This window comes from Flavobacterium sp. UBA5153 (genome assembly GCA_002413745.1).
Lineage (GTDB): Bacteria > Bacteroidota > Bacteroidia > Flavobacteriales > Flavobacteriaceae > Flavobacterium.
On record DHXP01000051.1, the window covers coordinates 1 to 16,809 of the forward strand.

A 16,809-nucleotide genomic window follows, 5' to 3' on the forward strand; every position below is an offset into this window, starting at 1 on the left:
TTTGATTAATCGAATTCAGGTTATTAATAACAACCCCAAAATAAATCGATATGCTGAATTACAAAAACTGGCACGAAAAACACATTGAAACTTTAGGCTTTGGTAGTCGTTTATCCGATTCAGTGGCTAAAGGAATGGGCTCTTGGAAATTCATTATCATCCAAACTATTTTGGTATTGCTTTGGATGGGATTAAATCTTGTCGGTTATGTGTATCATTGGGATGCGTACCCATTTATATTGCTCAATCTTGTTTTCTCGACTCAAGCTGCTTATGCTGCGCCTATTATTATGATGGCCCAAAACAGACAAAATGATAGAGACAGATTGCAAGCCCAAGCGGATTACCAGACAAATATTGACGCAAAGCTTGAAATTGAAGCCTTGACAATAATACTAAATAAACTTGATGTTGATAAATTAGATAAAATTATTGCAATGCTGGAAGAAATGAAAAAATAATATTTAAGGTTTCAAGTTTCTGATAATCCATAACTTGAAACCTTAAACTTTAAACTAAAATAACTTCTCCAAGGTTTCCAAAACATAAGTGTGCATCACTTCACGATAATCGAGATGCGTCACGATACGTAGTTTTCCGTGTCCCATTGAGCTTATGGAAATTCCTTTTTGTTTTAATTTTTCCATTAAATCGGCTTCATTGACGTGCGGCTGAACCGAGAAAATCAAAATATTGGTTTCAACAGGTTCTACTTTTGCAACCCAGTTTAGTTTTTCCAAAACGGCTCCTATCTCCTTGGCGCGTCTGTGGTCGTCTGCCAATCTTTCGATGTTGTTGTCCAAAGCATAAATTCCGGCTGCCGCCAAATAACCCACTTGACGCATTCCACCGCCAAATATTTTCCTGATTCTCAATGCTCTATGAATCGTGGCTTTATCGGACAATAAAAGGGAACCTATTGGTGCTCCCAAACCTTTGGACAAACAAACCGAAATAGTGTGGAAAACTTTTCCATATTCTTTAGGATCGTCGTTGGTGGCCATCAAAGCATTCCAAATTCTTGCTCCGTCCAAGTGGAATTTCAAATTATTGGCATCGCAAACTTGTCTTATTTTCTTGAATTCTTCAAAATCATAACAAGCACCTCCGCCTTTATTGGTCGTATTTTCGACACAAACTAAACTCGTCAATGCACTGTGATAAAATTCTGGATCATTGATGGATCCGGCAACTTGCTCTGCCGTAATCATTCCGCGATTTCCATCTAATAAACAACAGGAAACTCCGCTGTTAAAAGAAACTCCACCGCCTTCATAATTATAAACGTGTGCATATTTATCGGCAATTAATTGTTCGCCAGGTTGCGTGTGCAACTTAATGGCTGTTTGATTAGCCATTGTTCCCGAAGGAAAAAACAGTGCCGCTTCCATCCCGAACATTTCGGCAACTCTGGATTCCAGTTCTATAACCGTTGGGTCTTGTTTATATACATCGTCCCCTACTTCGGCTTTAAACATAAACCGCAACATTTCCTGACTAGGTTTAGTGACGGTATCACTAACTAAATTTATTTCCATTTTCTTCTTTTATATAATTATGGACAAGTCTCGACTTGTCGCTACGCAAAATTTTTCTATTTTTGTGCCACAAAATTACTATAATTTATGACAACTACCGAACAAATAAAAGGTATTGTAGAGCGCCTTGGTGCGTTGAGGAGGTATCTTTGACGTTGATGCCAAATTAATTGAAATCACAAACGAAGAAGAAAAGACTTTAGCTCCCGATTTTTGGAACAATCCCAAAGAAGCCGAAATCTATGTGAAAAATCTTCGTTCCAAGAAAAAATGGGTCGAAGATTACAATAAGGCGGTCGAAATGGCCGACGAGTTGCAACTGGCTTACGAATTCTACAAGGAAGGGGAACTTTCCGTCGAAGAATTAGACGAGCAATATGCTGCTACCAAAAACCATATTGAAGCCATCGAATTCAAAAATATGTTGTCTGACGAAGGCGACAGTTTGAGCGCGGTATTACAAATTACGGCTGGTGCCGGCGGAACGGAAAGTTGCGATTGGGCTTCAATGCTGATGCGAATGTATATGATGTGGGCCGAAAAATCGGGATACAAAATACGTGAACTCAATTATCAGGAAGGCGATGTTGCAGGAATAAAAACGGTAACCCTCGAAATTGAAGGCGATTTTGCTTTTGGTTATTTAAAGGGCGAAAATGGCGTGCATCGATTGGTTCGCATTTCTCCTTTTGACAGCAATGCCAAGCGACATACGTCTTTTGCCTCGGTTTATGTGTATCCGTTAGTGGATGATACGATAGAAATTGAAATCAATCCTGCCGATATTGAAATCACAACTGCCCGATCCAGCGGTGCCGGTGGTCAGAACGTGAATAAGGTGGAAACCAAAGTGCAGTTGAACCACAAACCTTCGGGGATCCAAATTCAATGTTCGGAAACGCGTTCACAACACGATAACAGACAAAGAGCGATGCAAATGCTTAAATCGCAATTGTATGAAATTGAATTAAAAAAGCAACGAGAACAGCGATCTGATATCGAGGCAGGGAAAATGAAAATCGAATGGGGTTCGCAAATCCGGAATTATGTGATGCAACCGTATAAACTAGTCAAAGATGTTCGCACCGGCTACGAAACCAGCAATGTTGACGGTGTGATGAATGGTGAAATCGATGAATTTTTGAAAGCGTATCTGATGATGATGGGACAGAAAGATGATGAGTAGTAGTCAGTCTCAATTTGAATAATTTTAGACCCGACAGGGTTCAAAAACCTGTCGGGTTTGCTTACAATTATTTATAAAATAATATTGAATAAGTAACCCGATACAATCATAAAAAAGGCGATAGTTCCGAAGTAAATGGCAATTAATTTCCAAGTCATTACTTTCTTCAAAAGCATTGCTTCCGGCAAGGATAAACCAATAACTCCCATCATAAATGCAATGGCAGTTCCAAGCGGAACTCCTTTTGCAACAAGAACCTGAACCACGGGAATAACGCCCGCCGCATTGCTATACATTGGCACACCTATAATTACTGCCAATGGAACCGCAAACCATTGTCCTTTGTTGATGTAATTTTCGAAAAATCCTGTTGGCAAAAATCCGTGCATCAAACCACCAATTGCAATACCAATGATGATATAAGGCGAAACCCCTTTTACAATGTTATAAGCTTCTTTTAAAATCAAAGGAAATCTTTGTGAGAGCGATTGTTTTTCTTCTTCTATTTCTTCCTCAGTTTGTGCATTGGCAATAATGTTCTGAACCCAGGGAGAAAGCTGTTTTTCTAATTTTAATTTTCCCAAAGTAAATCCACCAATAATCCCCAAAACTATTCCTGTCAGCACATAAATAGCAGTCACTTTGAATCCGAATGCTCCCGCAAAAATGGCAATCGCCACTTCGTTTACCAATGGTGCTGTTATGAGATACGTAAAAGTGATGCCTAGCGGAATTCCTCCTTTTACAAATCCAATAAATAATGGAACTGACGAACAGGAACAAAATGGTGTAATGACTCCAAAAGAGGAAGCAAATAAATATTCCAGGCCAAAAAGTTTTTTTCGGCTCAAAAAATTACGCACTTTATCTACTGGAAAATAAGAATTTACAATTCCCATTACGGTTGTTATTGCAAAAAGCAAGAGTGCAATTTTCAAGGTATCAAATACAAAGAAATTTAACGAATCGCCTAATTTTGTATGTTGCTCAATTGCAAAAACCGAATAAATTAGCCAATCAGCAAAATATTGCAGCCAGTCGAACATAATAATCTATTTTAGATTAACAACATTTACTTCCGTCAGATTTGGGACTACTATCACAACACGATTGCGCGGCAGGAGAAGCAGTTGTTCCGCAACATCCACTGTCTTGTGCGTTTCCTAGAACTACAGAAGTATCCCCTTTGGTCGGGAACCCTTTTTGTGCCCAACGAACCATTCCGTGTTTCATATTTACCACTTTGTCATAACCGTGATTTACCAAGAATCCTGCAGCTCTTAAACTTCTAGCTCCAACTTTACAAACCATCACCACATTTTTATCCTTTGGAATTTCTGTAAAATGTTCTTCAAATACACTTAACGGAATGTTGATAATATTGGGCACATCAAAAGATAATTGCGCTACTTCGTCCTTTTCACGAACATCTACCAATAATGCTCCTTCTTTTACCCAACTTTGTGTTGTGGTGGGGCATATTTCTTTAACTAATGTTTGACTTTCCATTTGTTTAGTTTTTTAACAGTTCAATAATTTCACTAACTTGAGCAATTCTTCCTTTTACTTTGATGACATCATCAATCATTAATACAGGCGTGGTTAGCACATTGTATTTCATCATTTCTTCAATATCTTCAATTTTTACTACTTCGGCTTGAATGTCTAATTGTTTTAGGGCTTCTAAAACATTGTTATAGGTAGTTTTGCACTTTGGGCAACCTGGTCCTAATACTTTTATTTGTCTCATTTTTATGAATTTTAGTTTCTATTCGTAAAAATACGAATAACATTTTTAAAAATTATTTTAAAACTTCATTCAGAAGCTTTTTAGCCAAATTCCAATTTTCTTTGTTGATACAATATTTCGCCGTTGGTGGTGCAACATTTCCTTGAATTAAACCAGCATCTTTGAGTTCGTTTAAATGTTGCGACAAAGTAGATTTTGCAATAGGAAGTTCTTCGGCCATATCACCGTGAAAACAACAATTTTGGGAGTTCAGTAATTGCAAAATAGCAATTCTAACAGGATGCCCCATCGCTTTTGCAAAACGTGCGGTTTGTTCCTGTTCCTTGGTAAAATAATCCGATTTTGCGACAGTCGCCATATCCTTTTTTAGTTATTCGTAAATTTACGAATAATTTTTAAAAATCAAAATAATTTATCCTAATTATTTGTGTTTGGGAGTGATAATTTAAAGTTTGGGAGAGTCGTTGGCTTCAAAAATATAGCCAATTAATCATAAGATTATTTCATTATTTTAACAACAAACTTTCATTGTCACGAATTCTAAAACTCGCCAAGAAATAATCCATTAGGAATTTCAACACAAATTTGCTTAATTTTGTAATTCTATTCCAAATCTAACAAATCATTAAATAATGAAATCCTATTCCATTCAAGAAATAAACGAAGTTTTAAAAGGCACTATTGTTGGCGATACTTCCATAAAAATTACCGCTCCTGAACAATTAGAACTTGCCAATGCTTCCGAGATTTCTTTTATTGGAAACAAAAAATACGAAAAGTTTTGGGAAACATCCAAAGCCTGCGCTGCTGTTGTCAACGAGGATATTTCGATTGGACCCGGCGAAAATAGGGCGTTCATCAAAGTGAAAAATGCCGATTTGGCAATGTCACAAGTCTTGGAACTTTTCGCTCCGCCTACTCCACTTTTCAGCACTGACATTCATCCAACAGCCACTATTGACTCGACTGCCATCATAGGAAACGGAACCCGAATTGGCGCAGGAAGTTACATTGGTCCAAAAGTTCAACTTGGCGAAAACATCACTATTTATCCCAATGTTACGATTCTCGACGAATGTACTATTGGAAAAAATACGATAATTTGGTCAGGCGCGGTGGTTCGGGAGCGTTGTCACATTGGCAACGATTGCATTATTCATCCCAACGCCACAATTGGCGCCGATGGTTTTGGATTCCGTCCAGACCCACAGAGAGGTTTGGTCAAAATTCCGCAAATCGGTAACGTGATTCTTGGCAACGGAGTCGAAATTGGAGCCAACACTTGTGTCGATAGAGGGAAATTCAGTTCTACAATTTTGGGTGACGGTTGCAAGATTGACAATTTAATTCAAATTGGACATAATAGTAAACTGGGAAGATTCTGTATTATGGCGGGACAAAGCGGCTTGGCCGGTTCAGTAACTTTAGGAAATGGAGTTCTCATTGGCGGAAGCGCTTCTATAACCGATCACGTGACTATTGGCGACGGGGCAATTATAGGCGGAGGTTCTGGCGTGACAAAAGATGTTCCAGCAGGAAAAACCTTGTTAGGTTATCCAGCTATCGAGTCCCGCGATACACTAAGACAATGGGCCATTTTAAAAAGATTGGTCAATGAGTCTAAAAAATAAATTTTCTAACTTCTAATAAGTCTAATGAAATTAATAAAAAAGAGGAACCATTAAGAAATTAAGTTTTATCAGAAATAAAAACTTAATATCCTTAATTTCTTAATGGTTCAAAAAAATGTGTTTTCTAATATTACAATTTTAGTATAACCTTTTCAATGGATTTCGTAATTTAGCCATCGCTACATTTAGATAAACACAATTTCATTATGGACTTGAACTTCAACAAAAACGAAGACCACAATAAACTCTTGCTTTCAGACCTGCGTCATAAATTTGCCAAAGTCAAACAAGGCGGCGGAGAAAATCGTATTCAAAAATTACATTCCGAAGGTAAAATGACGGCGCGGGAACGCATCGATTATTTACTTGACGCCAAAGGGAAATGCATTGAAATTGGAGGTTTTGTTGGCGAAGGAATGTATGCAGCATATGGCGGATGTCCTTCGGGTGGTGTTGTGGTGAAAATTGGGTACATCAAAGGAAAACAATGCATCGTCGTTGCCAATGATGCCACCGTAAAAGCGGGGGCTTGGTTCCCAATTACGGCGAAGAAAAATTTGAGAGCGCAAGAAATTGCGATGGAAAATAGATTACCAATCATATATTTGGTGGATAGTGCGGGCGTATTTTTGCCTTTGCAAGACGAAATTTTCCCGGACAAGGAACATTTTGGACGCATATTCAGGAATAATGCCATAATGAGCAGTATGGGAATTACCCAAATTTCAGCGGTTATGGGAAGCTGTGTTGCCGGCGGTGCTTATCTTCCAATAATGAGCGACGAGGCTTTGATAGTGGATAAAACGGGAAGCATTTTCTTGGCAGGAAGTTATTTGGTCAAGGCCGCCATTGGCGAAAGCATTGACAATGAAACTCTTGGCGGAGCAACGACACATTGCGAAATTTCGGGAGTTACGGATTATAAAGCCAAAGACGACAAGGACGCATTGGACAAAATAAAAAATATTGTAGACAAAATTGGTGATTACGACAAAGCAGGTTTCAGCCGAATTAAAGCGGTGAAACCGGCATTGGAAGAACAAGAAATTTACGGCATTTTGCCAAAAGCTCGAAATGAGCAATATGATATGATGGAAATCATAGGCAGATTGGTGGATAATTCAGAGTTTGAAGCCTACAAAGAGGGCTATGGAAAAACCATCATTACGGGTTATGCTAGAATTGATGGTTGGGCTGTGGGAATTGTTGCCAACCAGCGAAAAGTGGTGAAAACCAAGAATGGCGAAATGCAATTTGGAGGCGTTATTTATTCGGATTCTGCCGATAAAGCCACTCGTTTTATTGCCAATTGTAACCAAAAAAAGATTCCTTTGGTTTTCTTGCAAGACGTCACCGGGTTTATGGTAGGTTCCAAATCAGAACATGGCGGAATCATAAAAGATGGTGCCAAAATGGTGAATGCCGTTTCCAACTCGGTAGTGCCAAAATTCACCATAATCGTAGGAAATTCGTATGGCGCAGGAAATTATGCGATGTGCGGAAAAGCATACGATCCGAGATTAATAGTTGCTTGGCCAAGTGCTGAACTCGCCGTTATGGGCGGAACACAAGCCGCAAAAGTATTGGCGCAAATTGAAGCCTCTTCGCTTAAAGCGAAAGGAGAAATCGTGGATGAGGCCAAGGAAAAAGAATTGTTCGACAAAATAAAAGCAAGATATGACGAACAAGTTTCTCCTTATTATGCTGCCTCACGGCTTTGGACAGATGCCATAATTGATCCTTTGGACACCAGAACCTGGATTTCTATGGGAATTGAAGCGGCCAACCACTCGCCTATCGAAAAGAAATTTAACCTTGGAGTCATTCAAGTTTAACATTGATTTATAAGTTCTTAGCAAAAAAAAATATACCTTTATATTTACGAAATCAATTATTAAAACCCATAATAAAGTTACTGCCGATCAATATATTATCATTATTTTTTTCAATTCAATAAAAAACCATGTCAATTCTTTGAATGATATAATATAAGAAAAAAATGAAAAAGTCCCCGGTTGTATTCGTAAGTGTAATGCTGTTAGTTTTGCAATCATGTTTTGCACAGCAAACAGACGAAAAAAAAATTATTTCCGAGCAAAATAAATTAATTTTCTTGGAGGCTGGTATCAATCTATCACTACCGGTTCATATTCAGATGTATCGAACACACAGACTTGCCATCGGTGTCAATGCAAGAGTCTGGAAAAAAATTTCTCCAAAAGGGGAGTTAGGCATTAAAGTCGATTATGATTACCGATTTATCAAAAGAAACAGCCGTATACTAACTCCTGAAAGCACATTAGAGGAAAGAGCATTGCATAGTAACTTTAGTTTAATTTGCATTAAACCAAATGTACAATTCAATTTAAACTCCAATTGGTACTGGGGTGTAGAATCAGGATTAGGATATGCAATTTCAGATGCAGACAGTAAATTCGGACTTGGTTTTGTATCAGAATTTGCTGGACCACAGCAAATTGGGTTATGTTCGGGTTTATATCTGGGGAAATATTTTATCATTGGAACTAAAAAAAAGAAACTGGGTTTGTCATTGGATTTTACCCAATTTTTAGCTCATGGTCATGCTGAAAATAGTCTTGGCCTAAAGCTAAAATACCGTTTCGTAAATTAAGCCTCTATTTCGTTTAGTGGCACTTTTTGAAAGAATACAATTTGTGTGTCTTTCTTGTTTTATGGAAGCGGAAAACATTCGGCGGATTACTATTTTAAAATGCAGGAATAATTTTATAAAAAAAAGAGATGATTTTTTAAAATCATCTCTTTTTTTATTTAAATCGTTCTATTTCCCTATAATAGACTTTCTTTTCTCATAATTTTACCGGTGGCAGTCTCTTTAAACTTGGGGATAAAAATAATTTCTTTAGGTTTTTCATATTTATTTAAAACACTAAAAACAGATTCTTCTATTTTGATGGGTTCTCCTTCAACATAAAGCACTAATTTTTCTCCAAGAACGGCGTCAGGTTTTCCACAAACAAAATAACGTCTAGGGATAAGTGTAGAAAGTTTTTCCTCTATTTGCTCTGGCATTAATTTGATTCCTCCACTATTAATGACATTGTCAATTCTGCCTTCCCAAATAAATTGTGTGTCAGAAACTAAATTTACAATATCGTTTGTCACGATTTTATGGTCACTTATGTTTTTAGCTTTAATAACCAAACATTGTCTGCTATCTACAGAAATTTTTACATTTGGCAAAACAGTAAATGCTTCTTCTCCTATTCTTTTTGCTGCAATATGAGTGATAGTCTCAGTCATACCATAGGTTTCATAAATTTCAATTGGCAATTTCACTAATTCTTGTTCCAATGCTTTATGCACTTTTACACCACCAATAATTAATTTTTTGATCTGCTTATTTTTCAAGTTTTCCAAAGAATTTTTTGCCTGAAGCGGAACCATGGCACAAAAATCAAATTCTTCATCAATATTTTCTAAAGGATGTGAAGTTGGATCTACAAATTTCATTTCCAGTCCCAAAATAAAGGATCTAACAAACATCATTTTTCCAGCCACATAATTAGTTGGCAAACAATGTAATACTGTATTTCCGGGAACTAATCCAAAAAAATCTCCTGTTGCTAAAGCAGAATCTACCATTGCTTGCTTTTCAATTCTTATGATTTTTGGAGTACCGGTAGTTCCAGATGTATTCATTTCAATATAGGATTTCTCGTCGAACCAATCAAGCAAGAAGTTTCCAACATATTGTTCAAAAGGTTCGCCTTCTTTTATAAAGCAATAAGCCACATAAAATATTTCCTCATGACTAATATGATAACCATTTAATTTGAATCGATTATGTATATTCTTGTATGTTATTTTCCTCATTATGTTGTATTATATTTAAATTGTTTATGGTTTTGGGTTTACTATTTTGCCACTAAGTTTTTCTTTCCAATTAATCCAATTGTATTTCTTTGCAAATATAAATAAGATAATCGGATACACAATTGCAATCGAAACTAACATTTCATTTAACATGTTAACAGGATTTTCAACTCCGGAATATTTGAAAACTGCATCAGTTTGAATGGCCGAAAAATCGGAAGTAATCAATAGTGCCGCCATTAAATTATTTCCCAAATGAAAACCCAATGCCAGTTCCAGACTTTCATCCATTAATGTCATAATGCCAAGTAAAAGACCCGTTCCAATATAAAAAAACATTACTCCAAAACCCATTTTGGCAACTTCGGGATTAGCACTGTGAAATAATCCAAACATAACCGAAGTAACTAACAGTGGAAACCATCTGTTTTTGGCAATAATGCCAATTTGTTGCATCAAAAAACCCCTGAATAAATACTCCTCAAGACCTATTTGAAAAGGAAACAACAAGGTACTGACAATAAATAATATGGCAAATTTTGATGGGTTGAAATTCCAAATAATCTCGGAACTATCCATGGAACAGGAAATGGCAAAACCCACAATCGTCAATAAAACAATTAACCCAAAAGAGAACAAAATTCTTTTATAATCTACTTTATTTCTGGAAGTTGTGAGCGAAAGAATGCTTCTTTTGTGTAGAACCCGAACTAATAAAAACAACAGTCCCAACAGGAAAACAAAGGGCAACAAATTGATTGTCAATGACAGATTTTTCGGGATTTCACTCATCGTTTTATACGCTTCATTCATTTGTTCTTTCGACATAAAGAAGAACATAATAAAATTTGCGACAAATATTCCTGCCGTTAATAACGTGGTAATTAAAACGCGCCACCAAGCATTATTCCCTTTATATGCCTGAGCTATAAACATTTCCCTGAATTTAATTGATTTAGCATATAAGTACGTTTTCCTAATTATTTGTTAGTCCGAATTTAGCTTTATTTTCCGTTTTTTAATCCATTACTTTACAAAAAATTTAAACACTTATTTAATGATTCAAATTTATCATAATTCACGCTGTACAAAATCAAGGGAATGCCTAGCTTTTCTTGAAGAATCTGGTCAAGAATATGAAGTTATCAAATATCTTGAGGATGTTCCCTCTTTTGAAGAATTGAAGGCAATTATTAAGAAATTGGACATAAAACCAATCGAATTAGTGCGTCGAAAAGAGAAAATTTGGGTAGAAAATTTCAAAAATAGGACTATGTCTGACGATGAAGTCATTCAAACCATGATTTCAAATCCAATTCTTATCGAAAGACCTATTGTCGTTAACGATGAAAAAGCAGTCGTTGCAAGACCTTTGGAGAAAGTAAAGGTTATTATTTAGTAGTATTATATTGGTGTTTTTAACAAAATTTTGTGAATTGGAGATTAAACCAAAATTTACTTTTACAGTCTTATATAGAAATAATTCATTTTCCAAACCCATGAAAAAATTAAAATTTGCCATAACATTTCTTTTGCTATGCACTTCTTTTTTAAATTTTGCCCAAGGAAGGCCTATGGCAATTAAAATAAAAATCACAGGAACTGTGGTCGAAAAAGTGAGTCAACAGCCCCTTGAATATGCCACTATCACTTTCACAAATCCTAGAAACCCAAAAGCAATTGCCGGCGGAATTACAAATGCAAAAGGAGAGTTTGACGTTGACGTCAACCCAGGTACTTATGATATTAAAATAGAATTCATCTCTTTTAAACCAAGTATAATTAAGCAACGAAAATTTCAGGAAAGCACCAGTTTGGGAAAAATTGCCTTAGAGGAAGATGCTTCACAATTGAATGAAGTTATAGTTCGATCTGAAAAAACAACTGTCGAAATTAAACTGGATAAAAAAGTATATAATGTAGGTAAAGACTTAATGGTGAGAGGTGGAACCGTAAGCGATGTTTTAGATAATATTCCTTCTGTTTCTGTAGATTCGGACGGTGTAGTGAGTTTGAGAGGAAACGATAATGTCCGAATTCTTATTGACGGAAGACCCTCAAACGCAATTAATATTGCCGAGGCACTTCGACAAATTCCAGCTGATGCCATTGAAAAAGTGGAAGTAATCACCAATCCATCTGCTAGATACGATTCTGAAGGCGGTGGAGGCCTCTTGAATATTATTTTGAAAAGAGGAAAAAATTTGGGATTAAATGGAACCCTAATTGCCTCAACTGGAAATCCTGAAAATTATGGAATTTCAGGAAATATAAATTATAAATCGGAACAGTTTAATTTATTTTCGACAACGGGTTATAATTACCGCACGAATCCAGGGAACTCATTTACCAATACTGAATATCTAAACCCGGACGGAAGTACTAGAAACTATATTAATGAAGGCAAAAAAAATAACAGATTAAGAGAAGGTTATAATTCGAATTTTGGTGTGGATTGGTATCTTGATAAAACAACCACTTGGACAAATACCTTTAACATAAGAAAAAACAGTGGTGATAATCCCGAAACTGTAACCTATAATAATTATGATTTAAACCACCAATACGACTTTACTAATTACCGCTACAGCACTCAAAACAGCGATAGTCAAGACGTAGAATACACAACAAATTTGACTAAAAAATTCAAAAAAGAGGGACATAAACTTACTTTTGACGCATCGTTTTCAAATGATAAAGACAACGATAACTCCATTATCACCAGCGATGTTTTGGAGAAAACCAGTAATGCACAAAAACAAAACGAAAGTTTGATTCAAACAGATTACGTTTTGCCTTTTGGAAAAGCAAGCCAGTTTGAAATGGGGTATAAAGGTAATTTCAAAAGTTTACTTACAGATTATAAAGTGGGGAATTTAGATCCCTCAGGGAATTATACTCCAAATAATCAATATACAAACATATTGGATTATAAAGAAAACGTGAATGCTTTATACACACAATTGGGAACAAAAATTAATAAATTTTCCTTCTTGTTTGGAATGCGTTGGGAAGATTCAAAAATTAATGTCAACCAATTAGTGACGAGTAATTTTAACACTAAAAAGTACAACAACTTCTTTCCAAGTGCATTCTTTACCTATGAAATATCAGATAAAAGTAGTGCTTCAATCAGTTATAGCCGAAGAATTTCCAGACCTAGAGGAAGAATGATTAATCCGTTTTCGAACTATTCCAGTAATATTAATATCTTCAAGGGAAATCCAGATTTGAATCCAGCATTTACAAATGCCTTAGATTTTGGCTACTTGAAACGTTGGGAAAAACTAACTTTTAATACTTCGATGTATTTGAATAAAACAACCGATTCTTTTCAATTCATCCGAAGAGAAAATGGCGATTTTGTAAATGGAACTCCAGTAATTTTGAGCACACCGATTAATTTAGCCACAGAATTCCGTTATGGGTTCGAATTCACCTTAAATTATTCGCCTTATAAATGGTGGAAATTAAACAGTAATTTCAATTTTTTTAAAGTCGATACTAAAGGTGATTATTCCTACACCAATTCACAAAATGTATTGGTTACTCAAAATTTCGACAATACTGCCAATTCTTGGTTCACTCGTCTAACATCGAAAGTGAACTTACCCTACAAAATCGATTGGCAAACAAACATAACCTATAATGGCCCTCAAAGTAGTGCCCAAGGACGTGTTTTGGGAAATTTGAGCGCTAATTTAGGCTTTAGTAAAGATGCGTTTAAAGAGAAAGGAACATTTGCCTTGAACGTCCAAGACGTATTTAATTCCAGAAAAAGAAAATATGAAACAACTATTCCCGGAGTTCTAAATTCTTATAGTGAAATGCAATGGCGCACACGACAAATTAATCTTTCATTTACCTATCGATTCAATAAACCAAAAGAAAAAGAAAAACAGCCCAAAAAAGAATCTGATACTGGGGATGAATTTCCAGGATAAAAAAAAGGACTCGTTTTCACGGGTCCTTTTTTTTTGACAATCAAACTAAAGTGATTGTTCTTGTCTCTTTTTTGCTCTTTTCTCCTTGAATGCTTCCCAAGTCGCTCCGCCAACCCAATAGGATACGAAACCAACCAAGAAAAACATTAACCAAAATCCTATAGTAAGAACGGTTAAGAAAAGTAAAAAGCCTAAATACTGTGAGAAATCAAACATTTTTTCCGGAATTTTTGAATGTAGCCACAAATGTATGTTTTATATTTTTTCTTACCAATAAATAGTTGATATTATTTTTTTTTAAAACAGTAGTAATCCCTAAATTTAGGCAACAATTTTCGGAGCAATTATTACAACTATTAGAACTGGAATTGGTATAAAAAACGAATAATCATACAACATAAATAATAAAATGAAATACAGAATAGAAAAAGACACCATGGGTGAAGTGCAAGTTCCTGCTGACAAATATTGGGGCGCACAAACAGAACGTTCAAGAAACAACTTCAAAATTGGCCCTTCAGCCTCAATGCCAAAGGAAATTATCGAAGGTTTCGCCTTCTTAAAAAAAGCGGCGGCTTATGCGAACTGTGACTTAGGAGTTTTGCCAATAGAAAAACGGGATGCCATTGCCGCCGTTTGCGACGAAATCCTAACCGGAAAACTGGCTGACGAATTCCCGCTCGTGATTTGGCAAACGGGTTCAGGAACGCAAAGTAACATGAACGTGAATGAAGTGGTCGCTAATCGCGCCCAAGTATTAAAGGGATTTGCCATTGGCGAAGGTGAACAATTCATCAAAGCCAATGACGATGTGAACAAATCACAGTCTTCCAACGACACTTTCCCAACGGGAATGCACATTGCAGCCTACAAGGCAGTTGTGGAAACAACCATTCCGGGTGTCAAAAAATTAAGAGATACGCTTCAAGCAAAAGCTGCCGAATTTAACAATGTCGTAAAAATTGGTCGTACGCATTTAATGGATGCCACACCATTAACATTGGGACAAGAAATTTCAGGATATGCAGCGCAATTGAGTTATGGTTTAAAAGCGGTGAAAAACACTTTGGCCCACTTATCAGAAGTGGCTTTGGGCGGAACTGCTGTTGGAACTGGCTTGAACACGCCTGCTGGTTATGACGTGAAAGTAGCCGAATATATTGCCAAATTCACGGGACATCCTTTTGTAACTGCTCCAAACAAATTTGAGGCTTTGGCGGCTCACGATGCCATTGTGGAAACCCATGGTGCCTTGAAACAATTGGCGGTTTCATTGAACAAAATTGCCAATGATATTCGTATGCTGGCTTCCGGACCACGTTCAGGAATTGGCGAAATCATTATTCCGGAAAACGAGCCGGGTTCATCCATCATGCCTGGAAAAGTAAACCCTACACAATGCGAAGCCTTGACAATGGTTTGTGCGCAGGTGATGGGGAATGATGTTGCAATTTCTGTTGGAGGAATGCAAGGTCATTATGAACTGAACGTTTTCAAACCGTTGATGGCGGCCAACTTCTTGCAATCTGCACGATTGTTGGGTGAAGCATGTTTGTCGTTTGACGAGCATTGTGCCAGCGGAATCGAACCCAATTACAAACGAATCGAAGAATTGGTCAATAATTCCTTGATGCTGGTTACGGCTTTGAATACCAAAATTGGCTATTATAAATCGGCTGAAATCGCTCAAACCGCACACAAAAACGGAACCACTTTAAGAGAAGAAGCGGTTCGTTTGGGTTATGTTACCGCCGAAGATTTTGATGCTTGGGTAAAACCGTCAGCTATGGTTTAAGGTAATTATGAATTTTGATTTATAAAAACAGAAAAAAACGCTTCTCGAAGTCTTCAAAAAACAAAAATTTCTAATAATTGGGTATTGCTGTGCGAAGTCTCCCGACTTCGTACCCATTATTATATGCCATTCCAACTTTGCAAAACTCAATATTCATTATATCGAGTAAAATTATTCAAATTCAAAGCATCAACAATAGGAATGTCAGCTTTTTCTATTTTTAGTAATCCTGTGTCAGAAACATAATTACTGGCACTGGAATAAATATAATGGGATGCTTTCTCAACAATTCCTGCACGAACAGGATTTAGATGAATATAATCCAACTTTGACCACATAAACTTGTTGCTATAAACTTCTTCAGGATGATTCCCATACTTCCAAAACTGATAATTTTTGTTTCTAGAATGACTTTCGGTTGCTAGTTTAAAACGCTCCAACATCCATTCTCTTCGACTCTCGGGATCTGATTTTATTTTTTCTATTATTTTTGTTGCTGTAAACTTCTTAAAATCTCTCAACAAATCAGACAACTCACCATCACCAGATTGCACTACCATATGTATATGATTGCTCATAATCACAAAGCCATACAAAAGCATAGTCTTTTCTTTGATGCAAAAATCCAAACAGCTTACAACTATGTCTCTGTAACTTTTTCTTGTAAAAACATCAACCCAATCAACAACGGTTGCCGTTATAAAATGTGGCAAAGTTTGATCTCTTATTTTATATCCTTCTGACATAACTTTTTTGTTCAAATATAATAAAATAGGACTTGTATTAGTTGCTTTAGTTGCCTATTGGAATGGGTACGAAGTCGGGAGACTTCGCACAGCACCCTAGATTTTTAAGAACTTTTATTTTTTAAAGAACACTACGTAGAGCGGGGAAAAAGCATAATTTAGTGAAACTAAAAGTAATAGCATTGTAAATTTTATTTTCATATTTTCTGTTGTTTTACGTTAAGCGCTAAACTGAGGCATAACGTTCTGGTACTACAGCGGGTACGAAGTCGGGAGACTTCGCACAGCACCCCCGACTTTTAAGAACGTTCGTTTTTTTTAAGGAACACTTCGCATAGCTGGGTAAAATGCCCCACGACTTTGC

Annotated in this window: 17 protein-coding genes; 8 read left to right on the forward strand and 9 right to left on the reverse strand. The window is 36.5% G+C overall.

Going from position 1 to position 16,809, the window contains the following annotated elements:
- Positions 1-50: 50 nt before the first annotated feature.
- Positions 51-461, forward strand: a complete 411-nt coding sequence (locus B2145_RS10200) for a DUF1003 domain-containing protein (protein WP_291101826.1) — start codon at positions 51-53, stop codon at positions 459-461.
- A 54-nt stretch (positions 462-515) separates the two neighbouring features.
- On the opposite strand, the gene B2145_RS10205 is transcribed toward B2145_RS10200, so the two are convergent.
- Positions 516-1,538: a threonine aldolase family protein gene (locus B2145_RS10205; protein WP_291101828.1), complete on the reverse strand. Its 1,023-nt coding sequence runs from the start codon at positions 1,536-1,538 to the stop codon at positions 516-518.
- 87 nt (positions 1,539-1,625) lie between these two features.
- Here B2145_RS10205 and prfB point away from each other — a divergent pair.
- Positions 1,626-2,724 (forward strand): peptide chain release factor 2 gene (gene prfB, locus B2145_RS10210; RefSeq protein ID WP_291101830.1). Its coding sequence is split into 2 segments (ribosomal slippage): positions 1,626-1,688 and positions 1,690-2,724, totalling 1,098 coding nucleotides; the frame shifts between segments, so codons are not numbered across the junction.
- 71 nt (positions 2,725-2,795) lie between these two features.
- Here prfB and B2145_RS10215 read toward each other — a convergent pair.
- The 4 genes from B2145_RS10215 to B2145_RS10230 are packed head-to-tail and all read right to left on the reverse strand — an operon-like array spanning position 2,796 to position 4,832.
- Entirely contained in the window at positions 2,796-3,770 is a 975-nt protein-coding gene (locus B2145_RS10215) for a permease (protein WP_291101832.1), read from the reverse strand.
- Positions 3,771-3,786: 16 nt separating this feature from the next.
- A complete protein-coding gene (locus B2145_RS10220) occupies positions 3,787-4,233 on the reverse strand; it encodes a rhodanese-like domain-containing protein (RefSeq protein ID WP_291101835.1) in 447 nt (148 codons plus the stop codon).
- Between the two features lie 4 nt (positions 4,234-4,237).
- Entirely contained in the window at positions 4,238-4,474 is a 237-nt protein-coding gene (locus B2145_RS10225; protein ID WP_291101837.1) for a thioredoxin family protein, read from the reverse strand.
- Between the two features lie 52 nt (positions 4,475-4,526).
- Positions 4,527-4,832 carry an ArsR/SmtB family transcription factor gene (locus B2145_RS10230; protein WP_291101839.1) on the reverse strand — a complete coding sequence of 102 codons (306 nt, stop codon included), beginning with the start codon at positions 4,830-4,832 and terminating at the stop codon, positions 4,527-4,529.
- 274 nt (positions 4,833-5,106) lie between these two features.
- On the opposite strand from B2145_RS10230, the gene lpxD reads away from it, so the two are divergent.
- The 3 genes from lpxD (at position 5,107) to B2145_RS10245 (ending at position 8,737) form a co-directional block, all read left to right on the forward strand.
- Entirely contained in the window at positions 5,107-6,105 is a 999-nt protein-coding gene (lpxD, locus tag B2145_RS10235; RefSeq protein WP_291101841.1) for a UDP-3-O-(3-hydroxymyristoyl)glucosamine N-acyltransferase, read from the forward strand.
- Positions 6,106-6,311: 206 nt separating this feature from the next.
- Complete coding sequence (locus tag B2145_RS10240) at positions 6,312-7,940, forward strand: acyl-CoA carboxylase subunit beta (protein WP_291101843.1); 1,629 nt, start codon at positions 6,312-6,314, stop codon at positions 7,938-7,940.
- A 164-nt stretch (positions 7,941-8,104) separates the two neighbouring features.
- On the forward strand, positions 8,105-8,737 hold the full coding sequence (locus B2145_RS10245; protein WP_291101845.1) for a hypothetical protein: 633 nt from the start codon (positions 8,105-8,107) through the stop codon (positions 8,735-8,737).
- A gap of 176 nt (positions 8,738-8,913) precedes the next feature.
- Here the strand turns inward: B2145_RS10245 and B2145_RS10250 are convergent, their stop codons facing one another.
- Together B2145_RS10250 and B2145_RS10255 are read right to left on the reverse strand one after the other, a co-directional pair.
- Positions 8,914-9,960 carry an AMP-binding protein gene (locus B2145_RS10250; RefSeq protein WP_291101847.1) on the reverse strand — a complete coding sequence of 349 codons (1,047 nt, stop codon included), beginning with the start codon at positions 9,958-9,960 and terminating at the stop codon, positions 8,914-8,916.
- Positions 9,961-9,984: 24 nt separating this feature from the next.
- Positions 9,985-10,896, reverse strand: a complete 912-nt coding sequence (locus tag B2145_RS10255) for a CPBP family intramembrane glutamic endopeptidase (RefSeq protein ID WP_291101849.1) — start codon at positions 10,894-10,896, stop codon at positions 9,985-9,987.
- 121 nt (positions 10,897-11,017) lie between these two features.
- On the opposite strand from B2145_RS10255, the gene arsC reads away from it, so the two are divergent.
- Both arsC and B2145_RS10265 read left to right on the forward strand, forming a co-directional pair.
- Positions 11,018-11,359 (forward strand): arsenate reductase (glutaredoxin), encoded by a 342-nt coding sequence (gene arsC / locus B2145_RS10260; RefSeq protein WP_291101851.1) that lies wholly within the window; start codon positions 11,018-11,020, stop codon positions 11,357-11,359.
- A 100-nt stretch (positions 11,360-11,459) separates the two neighbouring features.
- Entirely contained in the window at positions 11,460-13,904 is a 2,445-nt protein-coding gene (locus B2145_RS10265; RefSeq protein ID WP_291101853.1) for a TonB-dependent receptor domain-containing protein, read from the forward strand.
- Between the two features lie 45 nt (positions 13,905-13,949).
- Here the strand turns inward: B2145_RS10265 and B2145_RS10270 are convergent, their stop codons facing one another.
- Positions 13,950-14,120 (reverse strand): hypothetical protein, encoded by a 171-nt coding sequence (locus B2145_RS10270; protein ID WP_291101855.1) that lies wholly within the window; start codon positions 14,118-14,120, stop codon positions 13,950-13,952.
- Between the two features lie 193 nt (positions 14,121-14,313).
- On the opposite strand from B2145_RS10270, the gene fumC reads away from it, so the two are divergent.
- A complete protein-coding gene (gene fumC, locus B2145_RS10275; RefSeq protein ID WP_291101857.1) occupies positions 14,314-15,699 on the forward strand; it encodes a class II fumarate hydratase in 1,386 nt (461 codons plus the stop codon).
- Positions 15,700-15,845: 146 nt separating this feature from the next.
- Here the strand turns inward: fumC and B2145_RS10280 are convergent, their stop codons facing one another.
- The gene (locus B2145_RS10280; protein WP_291101858.1) at positions 15,846-16,445 is read right to left on the reverse strand and encodes an REP-associated tyrosine transposase; all 600 of its coding nucleotides are present in this window, start codon (positions 16,443-16,445) and stop codon (positions 15,846-15,848) included.
- Between the last annotated feature and the right edge of the window lie 364 nt (positions 16,446-16,809).

Bases quoted from the DNA above. Each gene is read 5' to 3' on its own strand.
- B2145_RS10200 (WP_291101826.1), top strand. From the start codon at position 51: ATGCTGAATTACAAAAACTGGCACGAAAAACACATTGAAACTTTAGGC.
- B2145_RS10205 (WP_291101828.1), bottom strand. From the start codon at position 1,538: ATGGAAATAAATTTAGTTAGTGATACCGTCACTAAACCTAGTCAGGAA.
- B2145_RS10215 (WP_291101832.1), bottom strand. From the start codon at position 3,770: ATGTTCGACTGGCTGCAATATTTTGCTGATTGGCTAATTTATTCGGTT.
- B2145_RS10220 (WP_291101835.1), bottom strand. From the start codon at position 4,233: ATGGAAAGTCAAACATTAGTTAAAGAAATATGCCCCACCACAACACAA.
- B2145_RS10225 (WP_291101837.1), bottom strand. From the start codon at position 4,474: ATGAGACAAATAAAAGTATTAGGACCAGGTTGCCCAAAGTGCAAAACT.
- B2145_RS10230 (WP_291101839.1), bottom strand. From the start codon at position 4,832: ATGGCGACTGTCGCAAAATCGGATTATTTTACCAAGGAACAGGAACAA.
- lpxD (WP_291101841.1), top strand. From the start codon at position 5,107: ATGAAATCCTATTCCATTCAAGAAATAAACGAAGTTTTAAAAGGCACT.
- B2145_RS10240 (WP_291101843.1), top strand. From the start codon at position 6,312: ATGGACTTGAACTTCAACAAAAACGAAGACCACAATAAACTCTTGCTT.
- B2145_RS10245 (WP_291101845.1), top strand. From the start codon at position 8,105: ATGAAAAAGTCCCCGGTTGTATTCGTAAGTGTAATGCTGTTAGTTTTG.
- B2145_RS10250 (WP_291101847.1), bottom strand. From the start codon at position 9,960: ATGAGGAAAATAACATACAAGAATATACATAATCGATTCAAATTAAAT.
- B2145_RS10255 (WP_291101849.1), bottom strand. From the start codon at position 10,896: ATGTTTATAGCTCAGGCATATAAAGGGAATAATGCTTGGTGGCGCGTT.
- arsC (WP_291101851.1), top strand. From the start codon at position 11,018: ATGATTCAAATTTATCATAATTCACGCTGTACAAAATCAAGGGAATGC.
- B2145_RS10265 (WP_291101853.1), top strand. From the start codon at position 11,460: ATGAAAAAATTAAAATTTGCCATAACATTTCTTTTGCTATGCACTTCT.
- B2145_RS10270 (WP_291101855.1), bottom strand. From the start codon at position 14,120: ATGTTTGATTTCTCACAGTATTTAGGCTTTTTACTTTTCTTAACCGTT.
- fumC (WP_291101857.1), top strand. From the start codon at position 14,314: ATGAAATACAGAATAGAAAAAGACACCATGGGTGAAGTGCAAGTTCCT.
- B2145_RS10280 (WP_291101858.1), bottom strand. From the start codon at position 16,445: ATGTCAGAAGGATATAAAATAAGAGATCAAACTTTGCCACATTTTATA.